Genomic DNA, 24,103 nt, shown 5'->3' on the forward strand with positions numbered 1-24,103 from the left:
CCCACCTGTATTCACTCTTCAAGGAGATGGCACATGCACTTCCTCGACGACTCCCTGCTGCCGGAGAACCAGCAGAAGCTGGTCATCCAGGTTGCCCCCTACGGCCCGGAGTGGCTGCCCGGCGACTCCGACGACATCCCGGTGACCATGGACGAGCAGGTCCAGAAGGCCGTGGACTGCTACAACGCGGGAGCCCAGCTGCTGCACATCCACGTCCGGGAGCTGGACGGCCGCGGCTCCAAGCGGCTGTCGATGTTCAACGAGCTGATCGGACGGGTGCGCGAGGCCGTTCCGGAGATGATCCTGCAGGTCGGCGGGTCCATCTCGTTCGCCCCCGAGAGCGAGGGCGAAGCCGCCAAGTGGCTCGACAACGACACCCGGCACCTGCTGGCCGAGCTCGCCCCCAAGCCGGACCAGGTCACCATCGCGATCGGCACCTCGCAGATGAACGTCGTCGAGGTGTTGCGCGACGAGGACATCGCGGGCACCTCCATGCAGCACCCGCAGATGTACAAGGCATACCGCGACATGGTCCTCGAGGCCGGGCCCGAGTTCTACCTCGAGCACCTCAAGCGGCTGACCGCCAACGACATCCAGCCGCACTTCATGCTCGGCCACATCGCGCAGCTCGAAACCGTCGAACGACTCGTCCGCCGCGGGATCTACACCGGCCCGCTCAACCTGAACTACGTCGCCATCGGCGGCGGCGCCTCCTCCTTCCACCCCGCCGACCTGGTCGAGTTCGCCCGCCGCACCCCGGACGGTGCCGTGCTGACCATCGAGAGCATCATGCGCTCCACCCTGCCGATGAACGCCATCGCGATCGCCCTCGGTATGCACGTCCGCGTCGGCATCGAGGACAACCTGTGGGCGCCGCGCAAGGAACGCATCACCTCCGTCCAGCAGGTCGAGCAGATCGTCCGCATCGCCGGCGAGCTCGGCCGCGACATCGCCACCGCCGAGGAGGCCCGGGAGATCTACAAGATCGGGGAGTACTGGTCCAGCGCGGACGAGACCCTCGACTACCTCGGCCTGCCCCCGAACCGGCGCCCCGGCGAGCGCGGCGTCCCGCTGCGCCACCCGGCCCCGGTCCGGGCAGACGCACTCGTCTGAGGGACACCCGTACGCATCGCGGCGCGGTTCCGCCGACGCGGACCGCTCGCGTCACAGGCCGCCGGACCGTCCCTCACCCCCTGAGGGACGGTCCGGCGCTCCGCCGAACACCTCACCACCAGGACCTGGAGATCTCGATGCTCAACCTCGCTGTCATGCTCGAGGACAGCGCCCGCGCCGTGCCCGACCGCGGCGCGGTCGTCTCGGGCGACCGGACCCTCACCTACGCCCAGCTCGACGCTTCGGCCAACCAGGTCGCCAACCTTCTCGCCTCGCGAGGAATAGGCCCGGGGGACAAGGTCGCCCTGTCATGCCCCAACGTGGCGCAGTTCCCCATCGTCTATTACGGCATCCTCAAGGCCGGCGCCGTCGTCGTACCCCTCAACGTGCTGCTCAAGCGCCAGGAGATCGCGTACCACCTCGCCGACTCCGACGCCCGCGCCTACTTCTGCTTCGAAGGGAGCGCCGAACTCCCCCTCGGGCAGGAAGGATGGACCGGATTCAACGAGGTCGAGGGATGCCGGGACTTCTTCCTCATCACCGCAGCCGCGGCCCCGGACCCCGCCGCGCCCGCGCCCATAGCCGGAGCCGAGACCCTCGCCCGCGCGCTCGACGGCCAGAGCACCGAGTTCACCGCCCGGGTCACCGAGGCGGGCGACACCGCGGTCATCCTCTACACCTCGGGTACCACAGGACAGCCCAAGGGTGCCGAACTCACCCACGCCAACATGACGCTCAACGCGTTGACCTGCCACCGGACGTTCGGCACGGCCGAGCACGACGTACACCTGATCACGCTGCCGCTGTTCCACTCCTTCGGCCAGACCGTGCAGATGAACGCCGGCCTGGCCGCGCGAGCGACCCTGGTTCTCATGCCGCGCTTCGACGCCCCCGGGGCACTGTCCCTGATGAGCCGACACCAGGTCACCTTCTTCGCGGGCGTCCCCACCATGTACTGGGCGCTTCTCGACGCGGAGATCTCCGAAGCCGACGCGACCGCTGCCGCGCAGAACCTGCGCATCGCCGGCTCCGGCGGCGCGGCCCTGCCGGTGGAGATCCACCGCCGTTTCCGCCGCCGCTTCGGAACGTCGGTACGCGAGGGTTACGGCCTGTCCGAGACCAGCCCGCTGGCGACCTTCACGCCCACGGGCGCCGAGGCGCGCCCCGGATCGATCGGCAAGCCGGTCTGGGGCGTGGAGGTGGACCTCATCGCGGACGACTGGACTCCGGTGGCGGCCGGCGAGGTCGGAGAGATCGTCGTCCGCGGCCACAACGTGATGCGCGGGTACTACGGGCGGCCCGAGGCCACCGCCGAGGTGATGCGTGACGGCTGGTTCCGCACCGGCGACCTGGCCAGCCGCGACGAGGACGGCTGGCTCTACATCGTCGACCGCGCCAAGGACATGATCATCCGTGGCGGGTTCAACGTCTACCCGCGCGAACTCGAAGAGGTCCTGCACTCACACCCGGCCGTCAGCACGGCCGCCGTCGTCGGAGTGCCCCACGACAAGCACGGCGAGGAGATCAAGGCTTACGTCGTCCCGGCACCCGGGGTGCGGATCACCGAGGACGACCTGGTCGCGTGGTGCCGGGAGACCATGGCCGGTTACAAGTACCCCCGTCTTGTGGAGTTCCGCGACACACTGCCGATGAACGCCACCGGCAAGATCCTCAAGCGCGAACTCCGCACCGAGACAGCAACGTCCGGCCACTGACCGCTCCTGGTGGCACACCGCTGTCGCAATCCTGAGGACCGGTGTGCCACCGCATCTTCGATAGGGCAACGAGCATGAAACTCAAGGAGAAGGTCGCCCTGGTCACGGGTGCGGCCCAGGGCCTCGGCAAGGCCATCGCCCTGGCCATGGCACGGGAGGGCGCCGACCTCGTCGTGGCCGACATCCAGGACGACCTGCTGGCAGACACGGCCAAGGAGATCGAGGCGCTGGGCAGGCGGTGCCTGCCCATACGCTGCGACGTCTCCTCCAGCGAGCAGGTGGCACGGATGTTCGCCCAGGCCGGCGAGCGGTTCGGTACCGTCCACATCCTGGTGAACAACGCGGCCAGAGTCCCGGCCTCCCCAGCCGAGGAGGAACGACGCAACAGTCACTACGCCTACGCGACCACACCGGTGCCCCGCAAGTCCCTGGGCATCACCAGCAGTCTCAGCGACGACGACTGGCTCAAGTGGTGGGACGTCAACGTCCACGGCACGTTCTACTGCACGCGCGAGGCGTTGCGGTTCATGGAACCGCAGAGGTACGGAAAGATCATCAACATCGCATCCATTGCCGGAATCTCGGCCGCCAGCACGCACAGCCCCGGATACTCCGCCAGCAAGGCAGCAGTCGTCGGCTTCACCAAGACCGTTGCGCTCGACGTCGCGGGCGCCGATATCCATGTGAACGCCATCGCCTGCGGTGTCGTGCTGACTCCACCGTTCGAGGCGTACCTGGCCAACGCCACGGAGGAGCAGACCCGCGCCCTCTACCAGTTGATCCCCCTCGGCCGCCTGGGCACCCCGAAGGAATACGCGTCCCTCGCCGTCTATCTGGCGGGAGACGACCACTATCTCGTCGGCCAGGTCATCAGCCCCAACGGCGGAGCGGTCATCTGACTGACGCAGAACCGCTTCGTCCGGCGGGGCAGGGCCAGTTCCCGCCTCCTTGACGTCCGGCCCGTTCAGGGGATTCCCGGGCGGGTCGCCTGCCGGCAGCTCTCGCGGTGACCCCACAGCCCTGGCCTCGCACGCGAGTACGTGCGCAGCGATCAGCTCGCACGCTGGAAGTCGCCGATGAAGTCGTTGACGCCAGGTCGTGGAAGGCACGCAGACCCTTAGGTCCTCCGCACCAGCCCGGCCGCAGCTGCGCCACGTCCGAGCGGTCGTTCAAGGCGTACGAGGTCGATTGATCTTCCAGCACACTCGGGACTGGCTCACCCGCCACCTGCCCGGCGGCGAGTCGGTCCGGGCTGAGGCGTCGGGGGCAGCGCCTCCACGAGGAGGAGTGCCTCGGATCGTTGGCTGTCCAGTCAAGGCGATCACGCTGAGTCGTACCGCTCGCCGGGCGGCTGGAGCGTGCTCGACAGCACCTGAGCGGGCCGCCGAGCATGCTCGGGGTGGCTCAGCCGGTGATGTCGCGGCCGAAGATCTGGCGGGCTATGACCCACTTCTGGATCTCGTTGGTGCCCTCGTAGATCTCGCCGATCTTGCTGTCGCGATAGATCGCCTCAACCGGGCACGGGCGGTCGTCGGCACCGAGTTCGCGGGCGAATCCCAGGCCGCCGAAAGCCTGGACGGCGTCACGGGCCATGTCGACCGAGAGCCGCGTGGCGTAGAGCTTGGCCATGGCCGCCTCGGGCTCGGGGAAGGGGTTGCCGGCATCCAGACGCAGGGCTGCCTTGGTATAGAGGGTCCGGGCGTTCTCGATCTCGGTGGCACGATCGGCGAGCAGGAACTGCCAGTGCTGGTTGGCCGCGACGGGCTTGCCGAAGGCACGCCGCGTCGAGAGGTGTTCCACCGTGTGGTCGAAGGCCGCCTGGGCCAGACCGACGCCGGCCGCAGCGATGCCGATGCGGCCGTAGGTCAGAGTGCTCAGCGCATGCCGGAGACCCTGGCCCTCGACGCCGCCGAGCAGGTCGTCGTCGGAGAGCCGGACATCGGTGAAATGGACGTCGGCGGTGAGCTGGCCGCGGTTGCCCATCTTGCGGTCTGCCAGGCCCACCTTCACGCCGGGGAGGCTGGTGTCGATGATGAACATGCTCAGCCGCTCACCCGTCCGGGCCAGGGTGACGACGAACCCGGCCACGGGGGAGTTGGAGATCCAGCGCTTGCGTCCGTTGAGCACCCAGCCCGAGTCGGTCCGCGCGGCGACGGTCTGCACCGCCTGCGGGGACAGGTCGCTGGAGGCATCGGGCTCGGTGGTGGCGAAGGCGCCGACGACCGAACCGTCGGTCACCTTGCGCAGCCAGCGCTGCCGCTGGGCGTCGGTGCCCTGGTTGAGGGCGTTCCCGGCAAGGATGCAGTGGACGTCGAAGACGGCCGCGACGCTGCTGGAGCAGTACGCCAGCTCCTCTATGGCGGCCGCGGTCGCGGTCGCGGGGTGCTGAAGCCCGGTGCCGCCCACCTCGGCCGGGAACGGGATGCGGTACACGCCCGCGGCCGCGAGGTCGTCGAAAACCTGCCGGGGGAATCCGTCGGTGCGTTCGTCGCCGTTGGCGATGGTCGCCGCGTGCGGGGCGACGGTCTTCTCGGCGAGGGCGCGCACCTGGGTGCGGATGTCCTGGGCCTCCTGGGGCGCGAGGAGCTCGTGGTAGAGCCGGTCGGCCTGGCGTTGCGGGAAGGAAGTCATGCGTGCAACATATCATTCGCACCACATATGATTTACAGTGCACATCATTGGAGGTTGAGGTCATGACAAGGACGCTGGCAGGCAGGACGATCTTGATGTCCGGCGGAAGCCGGGGGATAGGGCTGGCGATCGCGATCCGCGCGGCGCGGGACGGCGCCAACGTGGTGCTGCTCGCCAAGACGGCGGTGCCGGACCCCCGGTTGGAGGGCACCGTTTTCACCGCCGCCGAGGAGATCGAGCGGGCGGGCGGCAAGGCCGTCGCCGTCGTCGGGGACGTGCGCGACGAGGACGATGTCCACTCGGCGGTCCAGCAGGCCATGGACGCCTTCGGGGGTGTCGACATCGTGGTCAACAACGCCAGTGCCATCGACCTGTCCGGCACCGAGACACTCGGGATGAAGCGCTACGACCTGATGCAGGACATCAACACGCGCGGCACCTTCCTGCTGAGCAAGGCCGCGATCCCGCATCTTCGGACCTCGGCCAACCCGCACATCCTGACGCTGTCACCGCCGCTGAATCTCGCGCCGCACTGGATCGGCCGCCATCTCGGCTACACCCTGTCCAAGTACGGCATGAGCCTGTGCACCATCGGGCTGGCCGAGGAACTCGCCGAGGACGGAATCGCCGCCAACTCCCTGTGGCCGCGCACCCTGATCGACACCGCGGCCGTGCGCAACGTGATCGGCGGCGCCGACCGCGCCCGCACCCCGCAGATCGTTGCCGATGCCGCGCACGCCATCCTCACCCGCGGCTCCCGGGAATGCACCGGCAACCTCTTCGTCGACGACGAGGTCCTCGCCGCGGAGGGCGTGTACGACCTCTCCGCGTACCTCCCCGCCGCCTCGGGCGAGTTGGAACTCGACATCTTCGTCGATCCCGCCTGACCTTCGCGTCGAGCAGGCCGACAGAGCCGGCTCAGCCAGGTCTGTCGGCCTGCTCGCGGCGGTTCTACGACCCCTTCTTGGGCACCGGCTGCTCGCGCACGGCGTCGTAGAGCGCCGGCAAGGTGGAGCCCGACGCCAGTTCACCCAGGGCCCGACGGAGAGCCGCACGGTCGGACGGGGCGAGATCCTCGAGCATCCGCGCGTCGAGCCGGTCGAACCCCTCGTTGGCGCGGTCCAGCACGGCGGCCCCGGCCGCGGTGACCTGCACGAGGTACCTGCGCCGGTCCCGCTGATCACGCGCTCGCGACACGTACCCGGCACTCTCCAGGGTGTCCAAGCTGCTCACCATCGTGGCCGGGTCGATCCGCAGGTACGTACCGAGGCCCAGCTGCGGCTGGGGACCGTTGTCCACGAGCGCCTGCAGGATGCTGTAGTGACGCACCCGCAGACCCAGGTCGTCCAACTGGTCCTCGCTCAGCCGGAACGCCACCTGGCCCAGCTTCAGCAGCAGGCAGACCGTGTGCTCCGCCACCGACCCCGGGACCAAGGACACCTCGGACACCGTTCACCCCACTTACCGTTTGCCGTGCGCATGTTTCCCCCATGGTAGGCGCGTGCGGTGCCTGTCTGTACCGCACCGCGGGCTCACTGGGCGCCCGGCAGGGCCGCGCACGGAGCGAAACAGCGCCAGGGCACCGCAGATTCAGGGTGGTCGAAGTCGATACCGCGACCTGGTACGGGGCCCACGCTTACGCCTCCAGATCCGGCGGTACCGGACCCGGGACGTCGAGGCTCGCGTGCAGTTCAAGAGCCCTTCTTCGCGGCCGGTTCGAGGATCGCGGCACACTCCACGTGGTACGTCACCGGGAACACCTCTGGTCGGGCAGACCGTCCAGACCCCGTGAGCTCGCCTCGCAAGCGGCGCACGGGCCGACAGTCCGCACGAGACCGCGATTCAGTGGCCCTCGATGCGCGTTCGGACATTGCAGCCTCGACCCGATCACACAGCACGCCAGGGCGGGGGCAGGGTTGCCGCGTGGTCGGGCTCACACGGAGCAGAGCGATCTCCGCACCGTGACAGAGGACCTCCTGGCTGACCTGTCCACGAACGGCTCCTCCGGGACGCTGCCGGGCGGGTAGGTGACAGCTACCCTAGACAACCCGTTCCCAGAGAGTGGCCTCTCACCAGCGATGTCGCCCCTGAGAACCGGCGCTCGTTGGGGAGAATCTGGGGAGAATGAAGGCTCGCTGGGGAGCGGCTGGGGAGAATCGACCGCGTAAAACGGCATCACGGTGAAAGCCCCGGAAACATACAAAGCAGCAGGTCAGCGAGCCTTCTCTCGCGATTCGCTCAGGTCAGCGACCTGAGGGCGAGGACTTCAAGAAGATCTCGTCGTGGGCGGCCATCCTCTTCGCACCCACACTGGTGGGAACGATCTACGGCATGAACTTCGACGCGATGCCGGAGCTGGACTGGGCGTTCGGCTACCCCTTCGCGATTCTGCTGATGGCGGTGGTGTGCGTGAGTCTGTACTTCATCTTCAAGAAGCGGGATTGGTTGTAAAGGGGAGCCGAGCGACTCGATCGACTTCGCGTAGAAGCTGACTGACCGCGGCTGACTGCATGAGAGCCCGCCGGAGGCACCGCTGTCGATGGATGGCGAAGAAGTCCATCGGACAGGCCCTAGTCCACGAGTCCCGCATGGTGGGCCAGGATCGCTGCTTGGACGCGGTTGGTGAGGGAGAGCTTCGACAGGATCCGGCTGATGTGGGTCTTCGCGGTGGCCTCGCTCATGCGCAGGGCCGCGGCGATGTCGGTGTTGGAGAGGCCGCCGCTCAGGGCGATCAGGACCTCGCGCTCCTTTTCGGTGAGGGCCTCCAGGCGGCTGCGGGCCGCGGAGCGGCGGCGCTGCCGCTGGGCGGAGGGGCCGTTGTCGTCCTCCGTGAAGCGGCGGATGAGCCGGCGGGTCACCTTCGGGGAGAGCATGGCGTCGCCGCGGGCCGCGCTGCGTACCGCAGCGATCATGTCGTCCGCGGTGGCGTCCTTCAGCAGGAAACCGACCGCCCCGTGACGTAGCGCCGTCTGAACGTATTCGTCCAGGTCGAAGGTGGTCAGCACGACGACGTGCGGCGGGCGGGGTGAGCGGGTGAGGCGCTCGGTGGCGGTCAGGCCGTCGGAGCGGGGCATCCGGATGTCCATCAGGACGACGTCCGGCTCCAGGGTGGCGGCCATCGACACGGCCGTGTTGCCGTCCGACGCCTCGCCCACCACTTCGATGTCGGGGGCGGACGCCATGATGGTGCTGAGCATGGAGCGCACCATCCATTCGTCGTCCACGATCAGAACCCGGGTCGTCGTCTCGCTCATCGTGTGGCCTTCATGCGGGTGGACTGCATCTGGGGTACGTCGTCCAGCGGGATCTCGGCGGTGATCTCGAAGCCGCCGTCGGGGGTCGGACCCGCGGTGAGTTCGCCGCCGACGAGCCGGATCCGTTCGGCGATGCCGAGCAGGCCGTGGCCGCCGCTGGGCAGACCGGCGGGGGTGCCGCCGACACCGTGCTCGTTGGTCACTGTGAGGTGCAGCAGTCGGCGGGTGCAGTGGACTCGGACGTGGGTCTCGGCGTCGGCGGCGTGCTTGTGGACGTTGGTCAGGGCTTCCTGCACCACGCGGTAGACGGCGTGCTCGACCAGGGCGGGCAGCGCGGGTGGGCGGGTGGTGCCGTGCTCGCCGGTCAGCTCCAGGGTGGCCGGCGTCCCGAGGCTGCGGGAATCGGCGATCAGGGTCTCCAGCTCGGCCAGGCCGGGCTGGGGGGCGAGCGGTGCCTCGGATTCTGTGCGCAGGACCTCCACCAGCGAGCGGAGCTCGGTCAGCGCCTCGCGGCCGATGGTGCCGATCTGCCGGCCGATGTCGACGGCGGAGGCACCCTTGGTCGCCTCGAGCGCGGTCGCGTGCAGCACCATCAGGGACACGCGGTGGGTGACGACGTCGTGCATGTCCCGGGCGATCTGGGCGCGTTCGTCGCTGCGCGCCTGCAGCACCCGCTGCCGCTGTTCACGCTCGGCCCGCTCGGCGCGCTCGCGGAGCTCGGCCAGGAGACGGCGGCGGGCACCGATGTACAGGCCGAGCAAGGCCGGGAAGACGCAGATGCCCACGCTCATGATCGCCGCGTCAAAGCCGCCGCCCCGCCATATCGGCGGGGGGACCACCGCGACGGCGACCGTGGAGGCGACGGCGACCGGGCGCCAGGAGGCGGTGCGGTCGGCCAGGGCGTACTGCGCGAACACCACGGCGAACCAGGCCGACAGCACCACATAGGCGCCGAGTGCGGCCAGCAGAAGCAGCACGGGGCGGCGCCGGCGGAACCATGTCGCGAGGCCGACGAGCAGCCCGACCGGGATCGCCACGAAGAGCGGCGGGTGCGCGGGCAGGTAGTCGAACCTCGCGGATATCCCGTCGCTGGCGGCCGTGGTCGCGGCGAGGGCCAGCGCCACGAGGGCGCCCGCCACCGGACGCAGGCGTTCCCTGTGGGCCGTGGATGGGGTGTCCCCTGCTCGAGCGGAGCCGAGAGCTCGGGGAAGGCTGTGCCACGTCATGGCTGCAGGCTAGACGCGGTGCGCGAGGGCACGCGTCGATCGATAGTTGTACGCGGCACTGCCCGGCCTGCACCTTTCCGCCGAAGAAGAGAGCGAGGATCGGCGGATGTCCGGCCGGTGCGGTGATCGCCACGCTGGCGGCATGCCAGAGCACACCGCATCCCGCACAGCAGGGCGCCGCCTCCTCCGGGTCCTCGGCGAGCAGATCGCCCGCGACCTCCGCCGACCGCGCAGACGCCCACCACAGCCGCACGCGACTGCGTCCCGACGCTCGCAGGGCCGGGGGTGACGGCCATGTACGCAGCCGCATCCGGATTCGACCTCGGTCTTGGCATCTTCCTGCTCCCCGCCTGGCTGGTCGCCGCCGTCGCGGTGGGCCTGCAGCCGGGCCGCCGCACCGCCGGGCGCATGCGGCGGATGTCCCGTATCGCGCTGGTGCTGTCGGCCGTGGCCCTGTTGCTCACCGCGGCCAGACTCGTCGCGTACGGGCTGCTTGCCCGCCATGGGTGGGTGCTCGTCGGCGACCGGCGGCTGTTCACCACCTTCGTCATGCTGCTCCCTGGCGTGATCGCCACCGTCGTCTGGACGGTGCCGTGGCTGGCGTCCGCCGCCCGGGTGCCGCTGCCCGACCGGGATGCGCCGGTGCCGCTGGAGGAGCAGGCGCGCGCCCGGTCCCCGCGCCATGTCGTGCCGCCCCGGCTCGCGGCCTTCGGCGGCCTCGGCTGCTGCGCGCAGATGTTCCTGCCGCCGGACCGGTCGTTCTGGATCAGTCTCGGCGCGTACGGGCTGCTCACCGCCGCGGTCGCCGGGCTGCTGGTGTGGCGGGCGGGCGTGCGGCTGCAACGCCTGTCCACCGGCCGTGAGATCCCGCGGCGGCGGGCCTTGGCGGTCCGCCTTGGCACGGCCGTGGTCGTGCTCGGCACTGTGGTGGGGCTGGTCAATTACGGCATCGCCGACAGCCGGCTTCCGCACACCTTCTCGATGATGAAGGGTGAGGCCGACTGGGGCGGTGGTCCCGCCGGGCAGCACCACGACATGGCCGGCGGCCACCACATGGCCTCCGGAACCGGCGGTGCCGACGAGGTCTCCGTCGACACACTGCGCGGTCCCAGGAGTGGAACGCCCGACCGGCGCTTCTCTCTCACCGCACAGGCCAAGAAGGTGAAGCTGGCCTCCGGCAGGACGGTCGACGCCTGGACGTACAACGGTCAGGTCCCCGGGCCCCGACTGCGGGTCACCGAGGGCGATCTGGTCGAGATCGAGCTGCGCAACGAGCTGCCCGGCAAGACCCCCGTCACCATCCACTGGCACGGCGTCGACGTCCCCAACGGCGAGGACGGCGTGGCCGGCGCCACCCAGGACGCGGTGCTGCCCGGGAAGTCCTTCACCTACCGCTTCCGGGTCCAGGAGTCCGGCACCCGCTGGTACCACTCCCACCAGGCCGCCTCCGAGCAGGTCGACCGCGGACTCTTCGGCGCCCTGATCATCGAGCCGAAGAAGCAGACCCGGCCGGTGGACAAGGACGTCAGCGTCCTCGCCCACGACTGGCAGACCGACAAGGGCACAGTGCCCGCGATCGGCGCCCTGGACGAGCTGGAGCGGCGCCGCGCCGAGCCGGGCGAGAAGGTGCGGATCAGGCTCACCAACACCAGCGGCCACACCCGCGAGTTCGCCGTCGATGGCGTCCCGTACAAGGTCACCGCCCTGGACGGCACGGACGTGCACAAGCCGACCGCGCTCAAGGGCAAGAAGCTGGTACTCGGCGGCGGCAACCGGATGGACGTCGAATTCACCATGCCCGACGGCCCGGTGCGGGTGACCGACGGCAGCGCCCCGGACGCGGGCATCGTGTATTCCCCGGACGGCAAGGGGGAGTTGAAGGCGGATCTGAGCGGCCCCGCATTCGATCCGTACAGCTACGGCAGCCCGAAGAGGACGGAACTCGGCCCGGACAGCGACTTCGACCGCGACTACAAGCTCGTCTTCGACGAGTGGCTCGGCTTCTACGACGGCAGCTTCGGGATGAAGCAGACCATCAACGGCCGGGTCTTCCCGGACACCCCGATGCTCATGATCAAGGAAGGCGACGTCGCCCGCGTCACCTTCGTCAACCGCGGGACCGAAGACCATCCGATGCATCTGCACGGCCACCACATGCTGGTGCTCGGCAAGAACGGCAAGCGCGCCTCCGGCAGCCCGATGTGGCAGGACACCGTGCTCGTCCGGCCGGGCGAGGAGATCCAGGTCGCCTTCAAGGCCGACAATCCCGGCATCTGGATGGACCACTGCCACAACTTCTGGCACAGCAAGCTCGGCATGGTCATGCACCTCGCGTACGACAACGTCACCACGCCGTACGAGATCGGCGGCCCCGTCGGCAACAAGCCCGAGTGAGAAGTTCTGATGCGTCAGAAACGAGCCGCGCCCACCATGCCGACCGGGGCGCTGTGCCTCACCACGGCGGCCTGCTTGCGCGCCCGTTGTGAGGCCCGCATCCTCCGCACCCGCGTACAGCGCACCGGCGCCGAAACCTGCGGCGAGGTGATCCCGGCCGACGCCGACCGCTGCGATGGCAAGGCCGTCTGCGCCACCCTCGACGCTCTCGCCGACGCCTGGGAGCGCGGTGACGCGGAGGCATACGGCCGCCAGTTCACCGAGGACGGCACGTACACCACTTACATAGGCAGCCACTACGAGGGCCGCGCCGACATCACCGCGAGCCACCGCGCGCTCTTCAAGGGCTTCCTCAAGGACAGCAAGCTCGCGGCCAGGTACCTCGACATGCGCTTCCTGACCAAGGACGTCGCCGTCCTCACCAGCTGCGGCGCCGATTACACCGGTGACAAGCCGGGCGCGGACGAACTCTCGAAGGTGACGACCTTCGCGCCCTGATCACACCAACGCCCTGACCTGCGTAAGCGCAATCCAAGCCGGTCCCGGCTACGCCGAACCTCATTCGGAAGCTGCGACTGGGGAGGATCTGGGGACTGCGGTGCCGAGGGCGTTGCCGGACTCCCCGGTCCAGGGCCGTCATTCCGGGGCCGCGGCCAGTTCGAAGCGGAGGTAGCGTTCCACGGAGCGGGCCAGGACCTCGTTGCCGTTCGAAGGGACGACCCGGTGCCACCAGGCGCCGTAGATGCGCTCGAAGCGGTAGCCGGCGAGGAGGTCCGCTGCCGCGCGGACCGCGTGCGGGCGCTCCGGGATGTGGTTGGCGTAGCTGTACATGAGGGTCACCCAGCGGTTGTCCGGGCAGACGTTGACCACGTCGCCCGTGAAGAGTGCCCCGTCGCCCGCGCTCCAGTGCAGGACCGCGCTGCCCGGGAAGTGCACGCCCGGGTTGATCAGGGTCACCTCGTCGGTGAGCTGGAGCGTGCGGCCGCTCCAGAACCGCACGGCCGGGTCCGGGCGGCCCACCCACTGCCGGTCGGCCTCGTGCAGGTGGACCGGGGCGTCGAAGGCGTGGGCCCACTCCACCATCGAGGAGTAGAAGTGCGGATGGCTGATCGCGATGTGGTCGATGCCGCCGACCTCCTCGACGGCCCGCACCATCGCGTCGTCGAGGTACGGCACGCAGTCCCACAGCACCTTCCCGGCGGCGGTGCGCAGGAGGAGGGCGCGCTGGCCGATGGCGAACTGCGGGGTGACGCCGATGCCGAGGACGTCGGGCCCCTGCTCCTCGAAGAGGCCGCTGTGGCCCTCCTCGCGCAACCCGGCCAGCGTCGTCCACTGCTGGCCGCCCCGGCCCACGTACTGCCGCTCGTCCAGACAGACCGGGCAGTCCGGGCGGGCGGCGGCGTACTGGGTGCCGCAGGTGCGGCAGATCGGGGGTGCGGGAGCCGGGGCGGAGGTGGGGGTGGGGGTGTCAGTCACGGCTGGCTCCGGTCGGTTCGGGGAGGTCGGTCGGTTCGGTCAGTTCGGTCAGTTCGGTCAGTTCGGTCAGTTCGGTGAGGACGTACGGGCGGCTCGGGCGCCAGCCCAGTTCCTCGACGGCGCGCCGCCCCGATACCACCTGGTCGAGCGCGAGCGCCTCGGCGAACGGCTCCCCGAGCGCCTCCGCGGCCTCGGCGATCGGCCACGGCTCGGCTCGGCCCGTGCCGCCCGCGGCGATGTCGGCCGCCGCCGCGAGCGCGACCGCGGGGACGGACTCCCATGCCACGCCGTGCAGCAGGTGCCCCGCGTGCGCCTTGGTCAGCGCGAGGGCGTACAGCTCGGCGAGGTCGTCGACGTGCACCATCGGCCAGCGGGTCGTGACCGGACCGACGTAGCGGCCCGCGCCGTGCTCCCGGGCCCAGCCGGTCATCAGGGCGGGGATGCCGCCGCCCCGGCCGTACGCGATGCCCGGGCGTATCACCACGGCCCGCACGTCGTCCCCGGCGGTGGCGAGCACCCGCTGCTCGATCCGCGGCCGGTAGCCGACGATCGCGATCGGGTCGGTGGCGGCGTCCTCGGCCAGCGGGGTGTCCCCGGTGGCGCCGAGCACCCACACGCCGCTCGTGTAGACGTACGCGCGGCCCGTGCCACGCAGCGGCGCGACCAGCGCCTCCAGGGCGGCGGTGTCCACCGCCTCGTCGCCGGTCGGCGTGGCCAGGTTCACCACCGCGTCCACGTCGTCCGTCACCGCCGCGCGCAGCGACGACGGGTCGGCCAGATCGCCGACCCGCACCGGTGTGTCCGAGTGCGGCCCGGCCGCGTTCTTGACCAGGGGCACCACGTCGTGCCCCTCCCGCGTCAGTCGCGCCACCACCGCGGAACCGATGTATCCGGTGGCACCGAGGACCAGAACTTTCATCAACTCTCCCTAGTGGACGTGCTCGAACGGCAGGACAGCTCGAACGGGAAGACAGTAGGAACCGCGTCCGGACCTGCGGATCCGTCGAATGACCTGGGTGTCGAATGACCTGGGTGTCGTACCGGCGTTCGTACGGGGCGGGGGCGGGTGGGCGTCAGCCCAGGTCCAGCGCTCCGAGTGCGGCCCGCGAGGCCACACCGAGCTTCGGGTAGGCGTTGGACAGGTGGTAGCCGACCGTGCGCGGGCTCAGGAACAGGCGCGCGCCGATGTCCCGGTTGCTCAGGCCCGTCGCCGCGAGCCGGACCACCCGCAGCTCCTGTGCGGTCAGCCGGCCCACGAGGTCCGTGCCCGTCGCCGACGCGGCGGGGCTGGCACCGGCGGCGCGCAGCTCCGTGCGGGCCCGGTCCGCCCAGGCGGCCGCCGGCATCCGCTCGAACGACGCGAGCGCCGTGGTCAGTTCCTCCCTGGCGGCGGCCCTGCGCTTCGCCCGGCGCAGCCACTCCCCGTAAAGGAGCCGGGTGCGTGCCTCCTCGAACGGGCGGCCGTCCCCCTCGTGGGCGGCGAGCGCCCGCTCGTAGAGCTCCTCGGCCGCCGCGCCGTCGGCGGCGAGCAAGGCGCGGCAGCGCAGCTCCACCGCGCCCGCCCACGCGGTCCCGGTGGCGCGGGCCCAGGGCGTGAACCGGTCGGCGGCCCGCCGGGCTTCGGCGGCCCGGTCGGTCCGGACGGCGGCCTCCACCTGGTCGGGCAGGCTGTGCACGGACACCATGAGGTGCCGCTGCGGGCCGCCGGTGAGGCCGGCGAAACGTCGCAGCGCCCGGTCGTAGCGGCCCAGGCCGAGGTCGAGCAGGCCGTGCGCCCTGGCCAGCCAGATCGGGATCGGGGCGACACCGAGGTACGGGTCCCGCCCCGCGGTCTCCCGCCCGCCGCCCGGCCGGTCCCCGCCCCCCGGTCCGTCGGCACCCGCCAGCCCCTCCGGGCCACCGGGCTCCTCCCCTTGGAGCGCGGCAAGCACCACCAGGACACCGCTGAGCATCGTGGCGAGATGGCGCTGACCGGTGTCGCAGGCGATCTCCAGACCCTCGACCGCCGTCGTGTACGCGTCCCGGTGCCGGCCCAGGAACAGCCGCAGCCGCGCAAGGCGCAGCAGCACCCGCGGCAGCACCCCCACGGCGCCCTCCGCACGGCACTCCCGCTCCAGCGCGACGGCCTCGTCGTGCACGGTGCGGTACTCGCCGAGCAGCATGTCCCAGCCGTGCAGCCGCACCTGTTCGGCCAGGCTGCGTTCCTTCCGTGTCTCCACGACGTACGCGGCGAACTCCCGTACCGCCGCCGCCCCGCCCGCCGCGTCACCCACCAGCGTGTCGAGCACCCCGGCCGCGCCACGGTGCACGGGATCCCCGCCGAAGTCCAGACCGGCCGTCCGCGCCCGGGTGTCCCGGGCCGCCGCGGCCGGGTCCGGGGCGTCCCAGGCCATGACGGCCGACTCGAACAACAGCCACGCCCCCGTGGCGGGATGGCGCGCCGTCACGTCGGACGCCGCGTCGACGAGCAGCAGCCGCGCCGACTCCGCGCGGCCCTGCCCGTGTTCGAGCGCGGCCCGGACGCTGGCGAGCCTGGCGAGGGTCAGCGGGCTGCTCACCTGCCCCACCTCGTCGGCGAGCGCCCCCGCGAGCTCCACCTGTCCGGCCTCGGCCGCGGCGGCCGACGCGGCGGCGAGGCGCAGCGACCGGGCCTCCTGGTCCTCGGTGAGCCGCGCGGCCCGCCGGTAGGCGGCGGCGACCGCCGCCCGGCCGCCCCGCGAGCGGAACTGCTCGGCGCTGCGCTCCAGTTCGGCGGCGACCTCCTCGTCGTAGCCGACGGTCGCCACGGCCAGGTGCCAGGCCCGGCGGCCCATGTCCCCGGCGGCGGGCGCCGCTTCGGCGAGCGCCCGGTGGGCGGCCGCCCGCTCGACGAGGACCGCTCCCTGGTAGGCGGCGGCCCGCGCCAGCGGATGCCGGAAGGCGATGCGGCGCCCGGACACCCGCACCAGGTCGGCCGCCTCCGCCGGGCCGAGGTCCCCGGCGGCGGCGCCCACCCGCTCTCCCGCCGCCAGCACGAGCGCCACGTCACCGGTGTCGTCCGCGGCGGCGACCGTCAGGAGCAGACGGGTCGGCGCGGGCAGCGCCCGGATCCGCTCGTCGAAGATTCGCCGCACCCGCCACGAGGCCGGAAGGACGGCGATCTCCCGTGCGTCCAGCGGCTCGCTCCCGTCCCGCTGGGCCTTCGTCAGCGCCCCCGCCAGCTCCACCAGGGCGAGCGGATTGCCCTGTGCGAGCCCGAGGATCCGGCTGCTCACGTCGGCGCGCAGGTCGGGCGCCCGGCCGACGAGGAGCGCCGCGCCCTCCGCGTCGGTCAACGGCCCGAGGTGCAGCACCGGCAGGCCCGGCGCGGCGTCGAACACCACCGAGTCCTCGTGCGCGGCGAACACCATGGCCACCCGCCCCCTGCCGAGCCGACGGGCCGCGAACAGCAGCGCGTCCACGGTCTCCAGGTCCAGCCACTGCGCGTCGTCGACCAGGACCACGACCGGACGTTCCTCGGACAGCTCGTCGAGCAGGCCGAGCGTCGCGGCCCCGACCAGGAAGCGGTCCCCCGCGGGCACGTCGTCCAGGGCGACCGCCCCGCGCAGCGCCCGCAACTGACGCTCCGGCAACCCTCCGGCCCGGTCCAGGGCGCCCCGCAGGAGCATGTGCAGACCGGCGTACGGCAGCGCCGCCTCCGACTGGACACCCGTGCACCGCAGCAGCCGGGCTCCGTCCGCCGCCGCGGCGCACCGGTCGAGCAGCGCCGTCTTGCCCGACCCCGCCTCGCCGATGAGCACCACGGCACCGCCTCTGCTCTCCCGGGCTCCCGCCAAGAGCCCGTCGAGGACCTGCCGTTCGTGGTCCCGGCCGCTGAGGCCGACGGGCTTCCGGTCGACGGCGCCTGCCCCGACGGCGTCGGTCATCGGCGCTCTCCCGCTCTTCGGTACGCGGCAGGGGCCGACTCGTCCAGAGCCCCTTGTCGTTCGACCGGCTGAACCGGGTCCCGGCCGGCGCCGAGCCTTCTGAGCATGCGATGTCCCCCCGTCCTGCACCGCCCCCTCCTGACCGGTGCCCGCGGCTCCATGATCTCCCTGAGCGGAGGCGTCGCCAACATCGGGTGTTCCCCTCCAGGACGGCCGGAGGCCTCGCTGACCTGCGGGTCTGCGAGCGGCGGGACCGGCTCCGACGGCCTCGCGCGGGGTGGGTGACAGACAACTTCCCCTGTACGTCGGAGCAGTTGGGCGTCCGCACGCCGGAGGGCGGTGTCCCAGATGCCGTCCGCGAGGGCCTCGGCCAGGGCGCAGTGCAGGACGGGGGCGTCCGTGGCGTACCTGCCGTCGAGGGGGTGGACGCCGCCCCTGCGGTCCGGGCCCTGTCCGCTCATGCCGGTGGCGGTCAGGTCGAGCCACGCGTATCGCCCCTGGGCACGGAGCGGTGCCCATTGGTCGCGGGCGGCTTCGAGGCCCCTTCGGCCGGTCGCGCCACCCTCGCGCGCCCGGTACGTCAGTCCGCGTCGAGGAAGTCGCGGGTCAGCTCGACGAGCCCGGTGGGGTCGGCGAACCAGTCCATGTGGCCCTCGCCGTCGAGTTCCACGAGGCGGGCGCCGGGGATCGCGGCGGCCAGTTGCCGTGAACCTTCCATGGGGATCATGTTGTCGCCGCCGAGGCCCACGACCAGGGTGGGCGCCGTGATGCGGGGCAGGAGGTCGCGGATGTCCACGCGCGCGCCGAGGTCGATCTGGCGGCCGATGCCGGGCGGCGGCCACGCGTCCGCGAGCGACTGGGCGAGCCCTTCGTGGCCGAACCGGTCGAGGGTGGCGGCGCTGAAGCCGGTGAGCGCGGAGAACCTCTTGAACAACTCGCGGTCGGTGTCGAGGAGTTTGCGCCAGGTCTCGAAGTAGAAGCCGTCCCGCGGCCCGGTCGAGTGCGCCCAGCCGCCGACCAGGACGAGGCGCCGCACGAGCCCGGGCTCGGTGGCGGCCGCGGCCGCCGCGGCGACCGCCCCCAGGGAGAAGCCGAGCAGGTCGACCGGCCCCGGGACCGCGTCCCGCGTCGCCGCGACGACCTGGTCGGCGATCAGCTCGACGGTCAGGTCCGAGCCGTCGTCGGCGGTCTCTCCGCTGCCGCTGAAGTTGGGGCGCACGACCGTACGGTCCCGGCTGAAGTCCCCCACCACGTTGCCGAAGACCTTCTCGGCGTCGCCGCCGGTGCCGTGGACCAGGACGAGGCCGGGTCCCTGACCGTCGACTTCGTAGTGGACCTGGGTGCGGCGGGTCGCGACGTAAGGCATGAAGATCACCACTCATATGGTCAGTACTAGTTGAATGAGCGCTAAGATAATGAGCGCTTACCTGAACGTCAACTAAGTCAGCGCTCAGGTAAAGTGCCGGGGAACGCCCCACGGGGCGGTCGGTCGGCCTCGGAGGTGCCCATGACGGACGCGGTGGACGCGGTGATCGAACAGTGGGGCAGGGAGCGCCCCGACATCGACTTCTGGCCCGTCGGCATCGTCGGCAGACTCCTGCGCATCTCCCGCATGTGGGACAAGGAGATCAAGGACTTCCTCGCGGGCCACGACCTGGAACCCGGGGAGTTCGACGTGCTCTCCACGTTGCGGCGCTCGGGCGCCCCCTATGAGCTGACCGCCGGCGCGTTCCTCAAGACGTCCCTGGTCACCACCGGCGCCATCACACTGCGCGTCGACCGCATGCAGGGCAAGGGGCTCGTCGTCCGGACCCGCGCCGAAAGCGACCGGCGCTCCGTGAAGATCCGCCTCACCGACCACGGCCTCGACGTCATCGACCGCGTCCTGCCCCTGCACATCGCCAACGAGGCCCGCCTCCTCCAGGCCCTCGACCCCGAGGAGCGCGAGCGGCTGGCCGCGACCATGAGCACCGTCCTCCAGTCCTACGGCGACCTCCCGTCGGCATAGGCTCCCCGGCGCTCGGCGGCATAGGCTCCCCGGCATGCCACTGCGACCCGTGCAGGTGAACTTCAAGGCGCTCGACGACTCGGTGGTCGGGCGGTTCTGGGCCGAGGCACTCGGCTGGGGCGTGTCCAGCGAGGCGCCCGGGGTGACCGATGTCGCGCCCGGCGGAGGCTTCGTGCGGCCGGACGCGACCGCCGTCCGCGTCGACGTCGTGACCGTGCAGGAGGCGAAGACGGCGACGAAGAACCGGCTGCACATCGATCTCGCCAGCACCTCGGCGTCCCATCAGGAGGAGCTGGTCGCGCGCCTGAAGGCGCTCGGCGCGACGCCCGTCGACGTGGGGCAGGGCGAGGTGCCGTGGACAGTCCTCGCCGACCCGGAGGGCAACGAGTTCTGCGTCCTGGAACCCCGGGAGATCTACCGGGACACCGGGCCGATCGCCGCGATCGTGGTGGACTGCGCGGATCCGCGGGCCATGGCCCGGTTCTGGGGCGAGGCGATCGACTGGACCGTGCGCGAGGTGACCGACGAACACGCCTCGCTGCGCTCAGCGCAGGGGGTCGGCCCGTATCTGGAGTTCCTGCGCTCCACCGACGGGCACACCGTGCCGGACCGTCTCTGTCTCGACCTGTTGCCGTACTCCGGCGACGACCAGGAGGCGGAGGCGGCCCGGCTGCGGGCCCTCGGCGCCACCGACATCGACCGCGGCCAGGGCGACGTCCCGTGGCGGTGCATGGCCGACCCGGAGAGCCACGAGTTCCGCGTCCTCGGGACCCGCTGACCGCATCGGGAGGAGCGCGGCATGCCAGGAAGCGTGATCGCCGGGGGCCGGGGCGTCGGCATGACCCGGGTGGGCGGCGGCAGGTGGCGCGTGACCCGGCCCTGGCCGCCCACGCTGCGCCCCTTTCTGCACAGCTACGCCGGGTACTGGGAGGCGACGGTCTCGCCCTTCCGGGTCCGGCTCGTCCCCACGGGCCGCGCCGTCCTGGTGATCAGCCTGGGGGCGCCCTTCGCCCAGGTCCGCCGCCTGGACCAGGCGGGCCCCGCCGAGCACGTGGTGGGCTCGCTGATAGCGGGGCTCGAGGACGGGCCCCGGGTCCTCGACCACCCCGGCGGCCAGGAGGCGATCCGGATCGAGCTGACGCCGCTCGGCGCCTACCGTCTTTTCGCCATGCCGATGCGGGAGTTGACCAACCAGGTGGTCGAGCTCCCCCACGTCCTCGGCCCCCGGTCCGCCGAGCTGGTGGAGCGGCTCGCGGCGACCGGCGACTGGGGAGCCAGGTTCGACCTCCTCGACGCCGCGTTACTGGCCCGCCTCGATCGCGGCCCGGACCCCGCGCCCGAGGTGAGCCACGCCTGGCGCCTCCTCTCCCGCTCGGGCGGGGCCGTGCCGATCGCCCGGATCACCGCCGAAGTGGGCTGGAGCCACAGCTACCTGGTCCGCCGCTTCACCCAGCAGATCGGCCTGACACCGAAGATGTCCGCCCGCGTGCTGCGCTTCCACCGCGCCGCTGGGCTGCTCGCCCGCGCGCAGGGCGACCTCGACGACGTGGCCGCCACCTGCGGTTTCTACGACCAGTCCCATCTGAACCGGGAGTTCCGCGCCCTCGCCGACGTCACCCCCGGCGCGATGGCCGCCGCGCGCCCGGCGGAAGGCGCGGTCCCGCTCTAGCGCCTGCGCCGCTCAGCGCCTGTGCCGCGCAGGTCATATTTGTCCAAGCCAGCGCGCCCGTACGTCACTAAGGTCCTCGACTGTGATCTTCAGGCCACCGGCCTGGGGCAAGCACCGCGCGTACATCGAGCACGTGGAGTACGCCGACGCACCGCACCATCACTTCAGGGGGACACCGATGCCGGATCCGAACCAGCCCGCGCGCCGCGGGCGCTGGGAGCGCTACAAGGTCACGGGCCCGTTCTCGCCCCAGGACCTGGCAGGCCTGTGGGGAGCGATCGCGGGTGTCGTGCTCCTCGCCGTGCTCCTCGGCTGGGCGCTCGACATGAAGGGCGGTGTGGTGATCGTCGCCGCGATCCCGTTCATCTCGTCCTGGTTCGACTCCAAGCGCGTCCTGTTCCAGTTCGACGCCGCCGGAGTGCGGGTCGGCCATGTGCTGCTGCCCTGGAACGACGTCACCCAGTTCGTCGTGGCCACGCCCCCGGGCAGCGAGCACGCCCTGATCGGCGCCCGGCTGCGCGACGGCGCGCGGCTGCCCGCAGGGGCCGAGGTCCCGCCGGCGCACCCGGCCATGCCGGCGCCGATGTACGTGGCCGTGCAGCGGCAGAAGCTCGACCTGGCCAAGATGGTCGCCAAGTCCCGCAAGTACGCCCCGGGCCACATCCAGATCGTGGTCGCCGAGCCGTCGGGGGAACGCGTCGCCTCCTGAAGCCGAGCACCAGGGCTTCCCACACACCATTTCCGGTACGGGGTCCCCGCCCGGACGAGCCGGCCTAGGGCGGCTCGTCCGGGTCGTGGGTGATCAGGTCCCCCGGCTGGCACCGCAGGACCTCGCAGATCCGCGACAGGGTCGAGAAGCGGATGGCCTTGGCCCGGCCGTTCTTGAGCACGGACAGGTTCACGACGGTGATGCCGACCTGCGCGGACAGCTCGGTCAGGGTCATGCCGCGCTCGGCGAGGATCCGGTCCAGGTGGATGCGGATCGCGTGGAGTTCCTCCTCGGGCATCAGATGGTCCCTTCGAGGTCCTCCCGCATGCGTACGCCCTCCCGCATGATCTTGCCCATCACGACCGCGGCGAGACCCGCGAGGACCAGTTCGAGGGTCCCGGACATCTCAAGGCCGGAACCCGCGACCGGCGCCATGCTCCCGACGAGCCAGGAACGCGACGAGCCGACCACGAGACTGGCCAGCGGGACGCCCGCGGTGACGACCCAGCCGAGCGTGGAGAGCCGTCGCGCGACCGTCTCGGTGAACGGCCCCTTGTCCACGACGGCGTCGAGGAGCCGGGAGAAGAGCAGCAGCACGACGGAGCCGAAGAGCAGCCAGGGCAGTTCGCCCCCGAGGTCGGCGGCGCGCTGGCCCACGGAGGGGTCGTCCTGGCAGAGCCGGGTGCCGCTGCCGGTCGCCTCGACGCCCTTCCCGATCGGGAGGGAGTCCGGCGCCACCTCGGTGTTCGCCCAGAAACCCGTCTCCACGCAGACCGCCCCGTCGTCGGCCATGTGCGTGATCGCCGTGCCGATGAAGGCGAGCCCACTCAGCACCGCGAGCAAAAGGGTCACCGAGGCCAGGGTCTTCGTGAGTCGCGTGTTCATCGCATCCCTCCCTATCGATTTTCGATATGGCCACGCTAGCGGGCCATATCGATAATCGACAAGTCGCGGCTGCGCGCCGCCCGTGATCTAGTTCCGGGACCGGGCTCCGGCGGGGCCGGCCGCGGGGGCGAGGTGGTCGTCCGCGAACCGCGGCACCTCGTCGTTCTCGTCCCGGTTGCCGTTCTTCTCGTGGATCCACTTGCCTGCGAGGGCCGGTATCCACGCCGAGTACTCGCTCTGGGTGAGGTCCTTGGCCACCTGAGCGCCGCGCCGGTTGAGGTCGCCGGCGGGGAGGGGGAGGGTCGGGTCGATGCGCTCGGCCGGGGCGTCGGCCATCGTGGCGTCCCACACCTGGAGGGCGAAGGTCGTGCAGTTGCGGGCGGGGGTGCCGGCCCAGCCGCCGGTCAGCAGGTACGTCCAGCTCGGCAGGAGCGTGTACTTCTCGTCGGCCCGCTCGCGCCGCGCGATCTCGCGGTCGAACGCGGCCTGCTGGGTGGCGCTGAGCGTCTTGCAGCGGGCGGCCCGTGGCGCGTACGCGCCGTCGCGGTCCTGCTTGCGGCTGGGCCGGTCCCACTCGACCAGGGGCTTGCCGGGCGCGTTGATGTCGTAGCCGGTGTAGTTGACGGACATGCCGTCGACCGGGCTGCCGTCGCCGTTGCGGCCGTCGGGGTCCTGCGGCTGGAAGGAGTACGTGTCGTAGCGGGCCGTGCCGCCCCCGGCGAGCCGCCGCTGGAACGCGCCGTCGGAGTTGAAGTGCACCAGCCAGCTGTGGCCGAAGACGTGCTGGCTCACGTTGAGTTCGTACAGGAGCTTGTTCGTCTGCTCGCCGTAGGAGAGCTGTCCGTACTTGCTCTGGAAGTCGTCGGACTTCCAGAGCGCGTGGGCGCGGGTGCCCACGTCCCAGACGTAGCCGCCGGTGGTCTTGTCGGTGATCTCTGTGCTGTAGACGCAGAGCGTGTTCTCGGCGGGCGCGGCACCGCGGTCGGCCGCGCGGGGCGCCGGCGCCGACGGCTCCGCCGCGGCGGCCGGGGAGGCGCAGAGCGCCGCGGCCAGGGCGGTCGCGGCGCAGGTCAGGGGGAGGAAATCGCGTAAAGTCACGGCAAAGGTATACATCTGAC

General features: G+C 71.3%; 21 protein-coding genes and 1 pseudogene. 11 read left to right on the forward strand and 11 right to left on the reverse strand.

Features of this window, described 5'->3' with window-relative positions; genetic code table 11:
• Nucleotides 1–33 precede the first annotated feature (33 nt).
• From OO63_RS15740 to OO63_RS15750, 3 genes are all read left to right on the forward strand, one after another.
• Complete coding sequence (locus tag OO63_RS15740) at nucleotides 34–1,113, forward strand: beta-keto acid cleavage family enzyme (protein ID WP_030360116.1); 1,080 nt, start codon at nucleotides 34–36, stop codon at nucleotides 1,111–1,113.
• Between the two features lie 137 nt (nucleotides 1,114–1,250).
• Complete coding sequence (locus OO63_RS15745; protein WP_030360115.1) at nucleotides 1,251–2,828, forward strand: long-chain-fatty-acid--CoA ligase; 1,578 nt, start codon at nucleotides 1,251–1,253, stop codon at nucleotides 2,826–2,828.
• A 74-nt stretch (nucleotides 2,829–2,902) separates the two neighbouring features.
• On the forward strand, nucleotides 2,903–3,727 hold the full coding sequence (locus OO63_RS15750) for an SDR family NAD(P)-dependent oxidoreductase (RefSeq protein WP_030360114.1): 825 nt from the start codon (nucleotides 2,903–2,905) through the stop codon (nucleotides 3,725–3,727).
• A gap of 505 nt (nucleotides 3,728–4,232) precedes the next feature.
• On the opposite strand, the gene OO63_RS15755 is transcribed toward OO63_RS15750, so the two are convergent.
• Nucleotides 4,233–5,459 (reverse strand): acyl-CoA dehydrogenase family protein, encoded by a 1,227-nt coding sequence (locus OO63_RS15755; protein ID WP_030360113.1) that lies wholly within the window; start codon nucleotides 5,457–5,459, stop codon nucleotides 4,233–4,235.
• 62 nt (nucleotides 5,460–5,521) lie between these two features.
• Here OO63_RS15755 and OO63_RS15760 point away from each other — a divergent pair, with 62 nt between their 5' ends.
• Nucleotides 5,522–6,346 (forward strand): SDR family oxidoreductase, encoded by an 825-nt coding sequence (locus OO63_RS15760; protein WP_030360112.1) that lies wholly within the window; start codon nucleotides 5,522–5,524, stop codon nucleotides 6,344–6,346.
• A gap of 64 nt (nucleotides 6,347–6,410) precedes the next feature.
• Here OO63_RS15760 and OO63_RS15765 read toward each other — a convergent pair whose 3' ends face one another.
• Nucleotides 6,411–6,899 carry a MarR family winged helix-turn-helix transcriptional regulator gene (locus OO63_RS15765; RefSeq protein ID WP_157854009.1) on the reverse strand — a complete coding sequence of 163 codons (489 nt, stop codon included), beginning with the start codon at nucleotides 6,897–6,899 and terminating at the stop codon, nucleotides 6,411–6,413.
• 819 nt (nucleotides 6,900–7,718) lie between these two features.
• Between OO63_RS15765 and OO63_RS15770 the strand changes: the two are divergent.
• A pseudogene (locus OO63_RS15770) lies at nucleotides 7,719–7,910 on the forward strand (CorA family divalent cation transporter); the annotation flags it as partial.
• A 119-nt stretch (nucleotides 7,911–8,029) separates the two neighbouring features.
• Here the strand turns inward: OO63_RS15770 and OO63_RS15775 are convergent.
• Together OO63_RS15775 and OO63_RS15780 are read right to left on the reverse strand one after the other, a co-directional pair.
• The gene (locus tag OO63_RS15775; RefSeq protein WP_030360109.1) at nucleotides 8,030–8,713 is read right to left on the reverse strand and encodes a response regulator; all 684 of its coding nucleotides are present in this window, start codon (nucleotides 8,711–8,713) and stop codon (nucleotides 8,030–8,032) included.
• A complete protein-coding gene (locus OO63_RS15780) occupies nucleotides 8,710–9,939 on the reverse strand; it encodes a sensor histidine kinase (RefSeq protein WP_078619155.1) in 1,230 nt (409 codons plus the stop codon). Before OO63_RS15780 ends, OO63_RS15775 begins: the two co-directional genes overlap by 4 nt.
• A 294-nt stretch (nucleotides 9,940–10,233) precedes the next feature.
• Between OO63_RS15780 and OO63_RS15785 the strand changes: the two genes are divergently transcribed.
• Nucleotides 10,234–12,333, forward strand: a complete 2,100-nt coding sequence (locus OO63_RS15785) for a multicopper oxidase family protein (RefSeq protein ID WP_031192609.1) — start codon at nucleotides 10,234–10,236, stop codon at nucleotides 12,331–12,333.
• Nucleotides 12,334–12,342: 9 nt separating this feature from the next.
• A complete protein-coding gene (locus OO63_RS15790; protein ID WP_078619156.1) occupies nucleotides 12,343–12,831 on the forward strand; it encodes an SgcJ/EcaC family oxidoreductase in 489 nt (162 codons plus the stop codon).
• A gap of 138 nt (nucleotides 12,832–12,969) precedes the next feature.
• Here OO63_RS15790 and OO63_RS15795 read toward each other — a convergent pair whose 3' ends face one another.
• From OO63_RS15795 to OO63_RS15810, 4 genes are all read right to left on the reverse strand, one after another.
• Nucleotides 12,970–13,809: an MBL fold metallo-hydrolase gene (locus OO63_RS15795; RefSeq protein WP_051810916.1), complete on the reverse strand. Its 840-nt coding sequence runs from the start codon at nucleotides 13,807–13,809 to the stop codon at nucleotides 12,970–12,972.
• On the reverse strand, nucleotides 13,802–14,728 hold the full coding sequence (locus OO63_RS15800; protein WP_078619157.1) for an NAD-dependent epimerase/dehydratase family protein: 927 nt from the start codon (nucleotides 14,726–14,728) through the stop codon (nucleotides 13,802–13,804). Before OO63_RS15800 ends, OO63_RS15795 begins: the two co-directional genes overlap by 8 nt.
• Before the next feature lie 154 nt (nucleotides 14,729–14,882).
• On the reverse strand, nucleotides 14,883–17,714 hold the full coding sequence (locus OO63_RS47385; RefSeq protein ID WP_051810917.1) for a helix-turn-helix transcriptional regulator: 2,832 nt from the start codon (nucleotides 17,712–17,714) through the stop codon (nucleotides 14,883–14,885).
• Between the two features lie 580 nt (nucleotides 17,715–18,294).
• The gene (locus OO63_RS15810) at nucleotides 18,295–19,080 is read right to left on the reverse strand and encodes an alpha/beta fold hydrolase (RefSeq protein WP_030360102.1); all 786 of its coding nucleotides are present in this window, start codon (nucleotides 19,078–19,080) and stop codon (nucleotides 18,295–18,297) included.
• 141 nt (nucleotides 19,081–19,221) lie between these two features.
• Here OO63_RS15810 and OO63_RS15815 point away from each other — a divergent pair, with 141 nt between their 5' ends.
• From OO63_RS15815 to OO63_RS15830, 4 genes are all read left to right on the forward strand, one after another.
• The gene (locus tag OO63_RS15815; protein WP_030360101.1) at nucleotides 19,222–19,722 is read left to right on the forward strand and encodes a MarR family winged helix-turn-helix transcriptional regulator; all 501 of its coding nucleotides are present in this window, start codon (nucleotides 19,222–19,224) and stop codon (nucleotides 19,720–19,722) included.
• A gap of 34 nt (nucleotides 19,723–19,756) precedes the next feature.
• Nucleotides 19,757–20,500, forward strand: coding sequence for a VOC family protein (locus OO63_RS15820; RefSeq protein ID WP_030360100.1), 744 nt, complete (start codon nucleotides 19,757–19,759; stop codon nucleotides 20,498–20,500).
• A gap of 21 nt (nucleotides 20,501–20,521) precedes the next feature.
• On the forward strand, nucleotides 20,522–21,391 hold the full coding sequence (locus tag OO63_RS15825) for a helix-turn-helix transcriptional regulator (RefSeq protein ID WP_030360099.1): 870 nt from the start codon (nucleotides 20,522–20,524) through the stop codon (nucleotides 21,389–21,391).
• Nucleotides 21,392–21,473: 82 nt separating this feature from the next.
• On the forward strand, nucleotides 21,474–22,100 hold the full coding sequence (locus tag OO63_RS15830) for a hypothetical protein (protein ID WP_234311270.1): 627 nt from the start codon (nucleotides 21,474–21,476) through the stop codon (nucleotides 22,098–22,100).
• A 64-nt stretch (nucleotides 22,101–22,164) separates the two neighbouring features.
• Here the strand turns inward: OO63_RS15830 and OO63_RS15835 are convergent, their stop codons facing one another.
• From OO63_RS15835 to OO63_RS15845, 3 genes are all read right to left on the reverse strand, one after another.
• A complete protein-coding gene (locus tag OO63_RS15835; protein ID WP_030360097.1) occupies nucleotides 22,165–22,398 on the reverse strand; it encodes a helix-turn-helix domain-containing protein in 234 nt (77 codons plus the stop codon).
• On the reverse strand, nucleotides 22,398–22,985 hold the full coding sequence (locus tag OO63_RS15840) for a DUF2975 domain-containing protein (RefSeq protein WP_030360096.1): 588 nt from the start codon (nucleotides 22,983–22,985) through the stop codon (nucleotides 22,398–22,400). The genes OO63_RS15835 and OO63_RS15840 overlap by 1 nt, the downstream gene beginning before the upstream one ends.
• A gap of 87 nt (nucleotides 22,986–23,072) precedes the next feature.
• Nucleotides 23,073–24,083 carry a hypothetical protein gene (locus OO63_RS15845; RefSeq protein WP_030360095.1) on the reverse strand — a complete coding sequence of 337 codons (1,011 nt, stop codon included), beginning with the start codon at nucleotides 24,081–24,083 and terminating at the stop codon, nucleotides 23,073–23,075.
• Nucleotides 24,084–24,103: the final 20 nt, after the last annotated feature.

The sequence above is a fragment of the Streptomyces alboflavus genome (assembly GCF_000716675.1).
Classification (GTDB): domain Bacteria; phylum Actinomycetota; class Actinomycetes; order Streptomycetales; family Streptomycetaceae; genus Streptomyces; species Streptomyces alboflavus.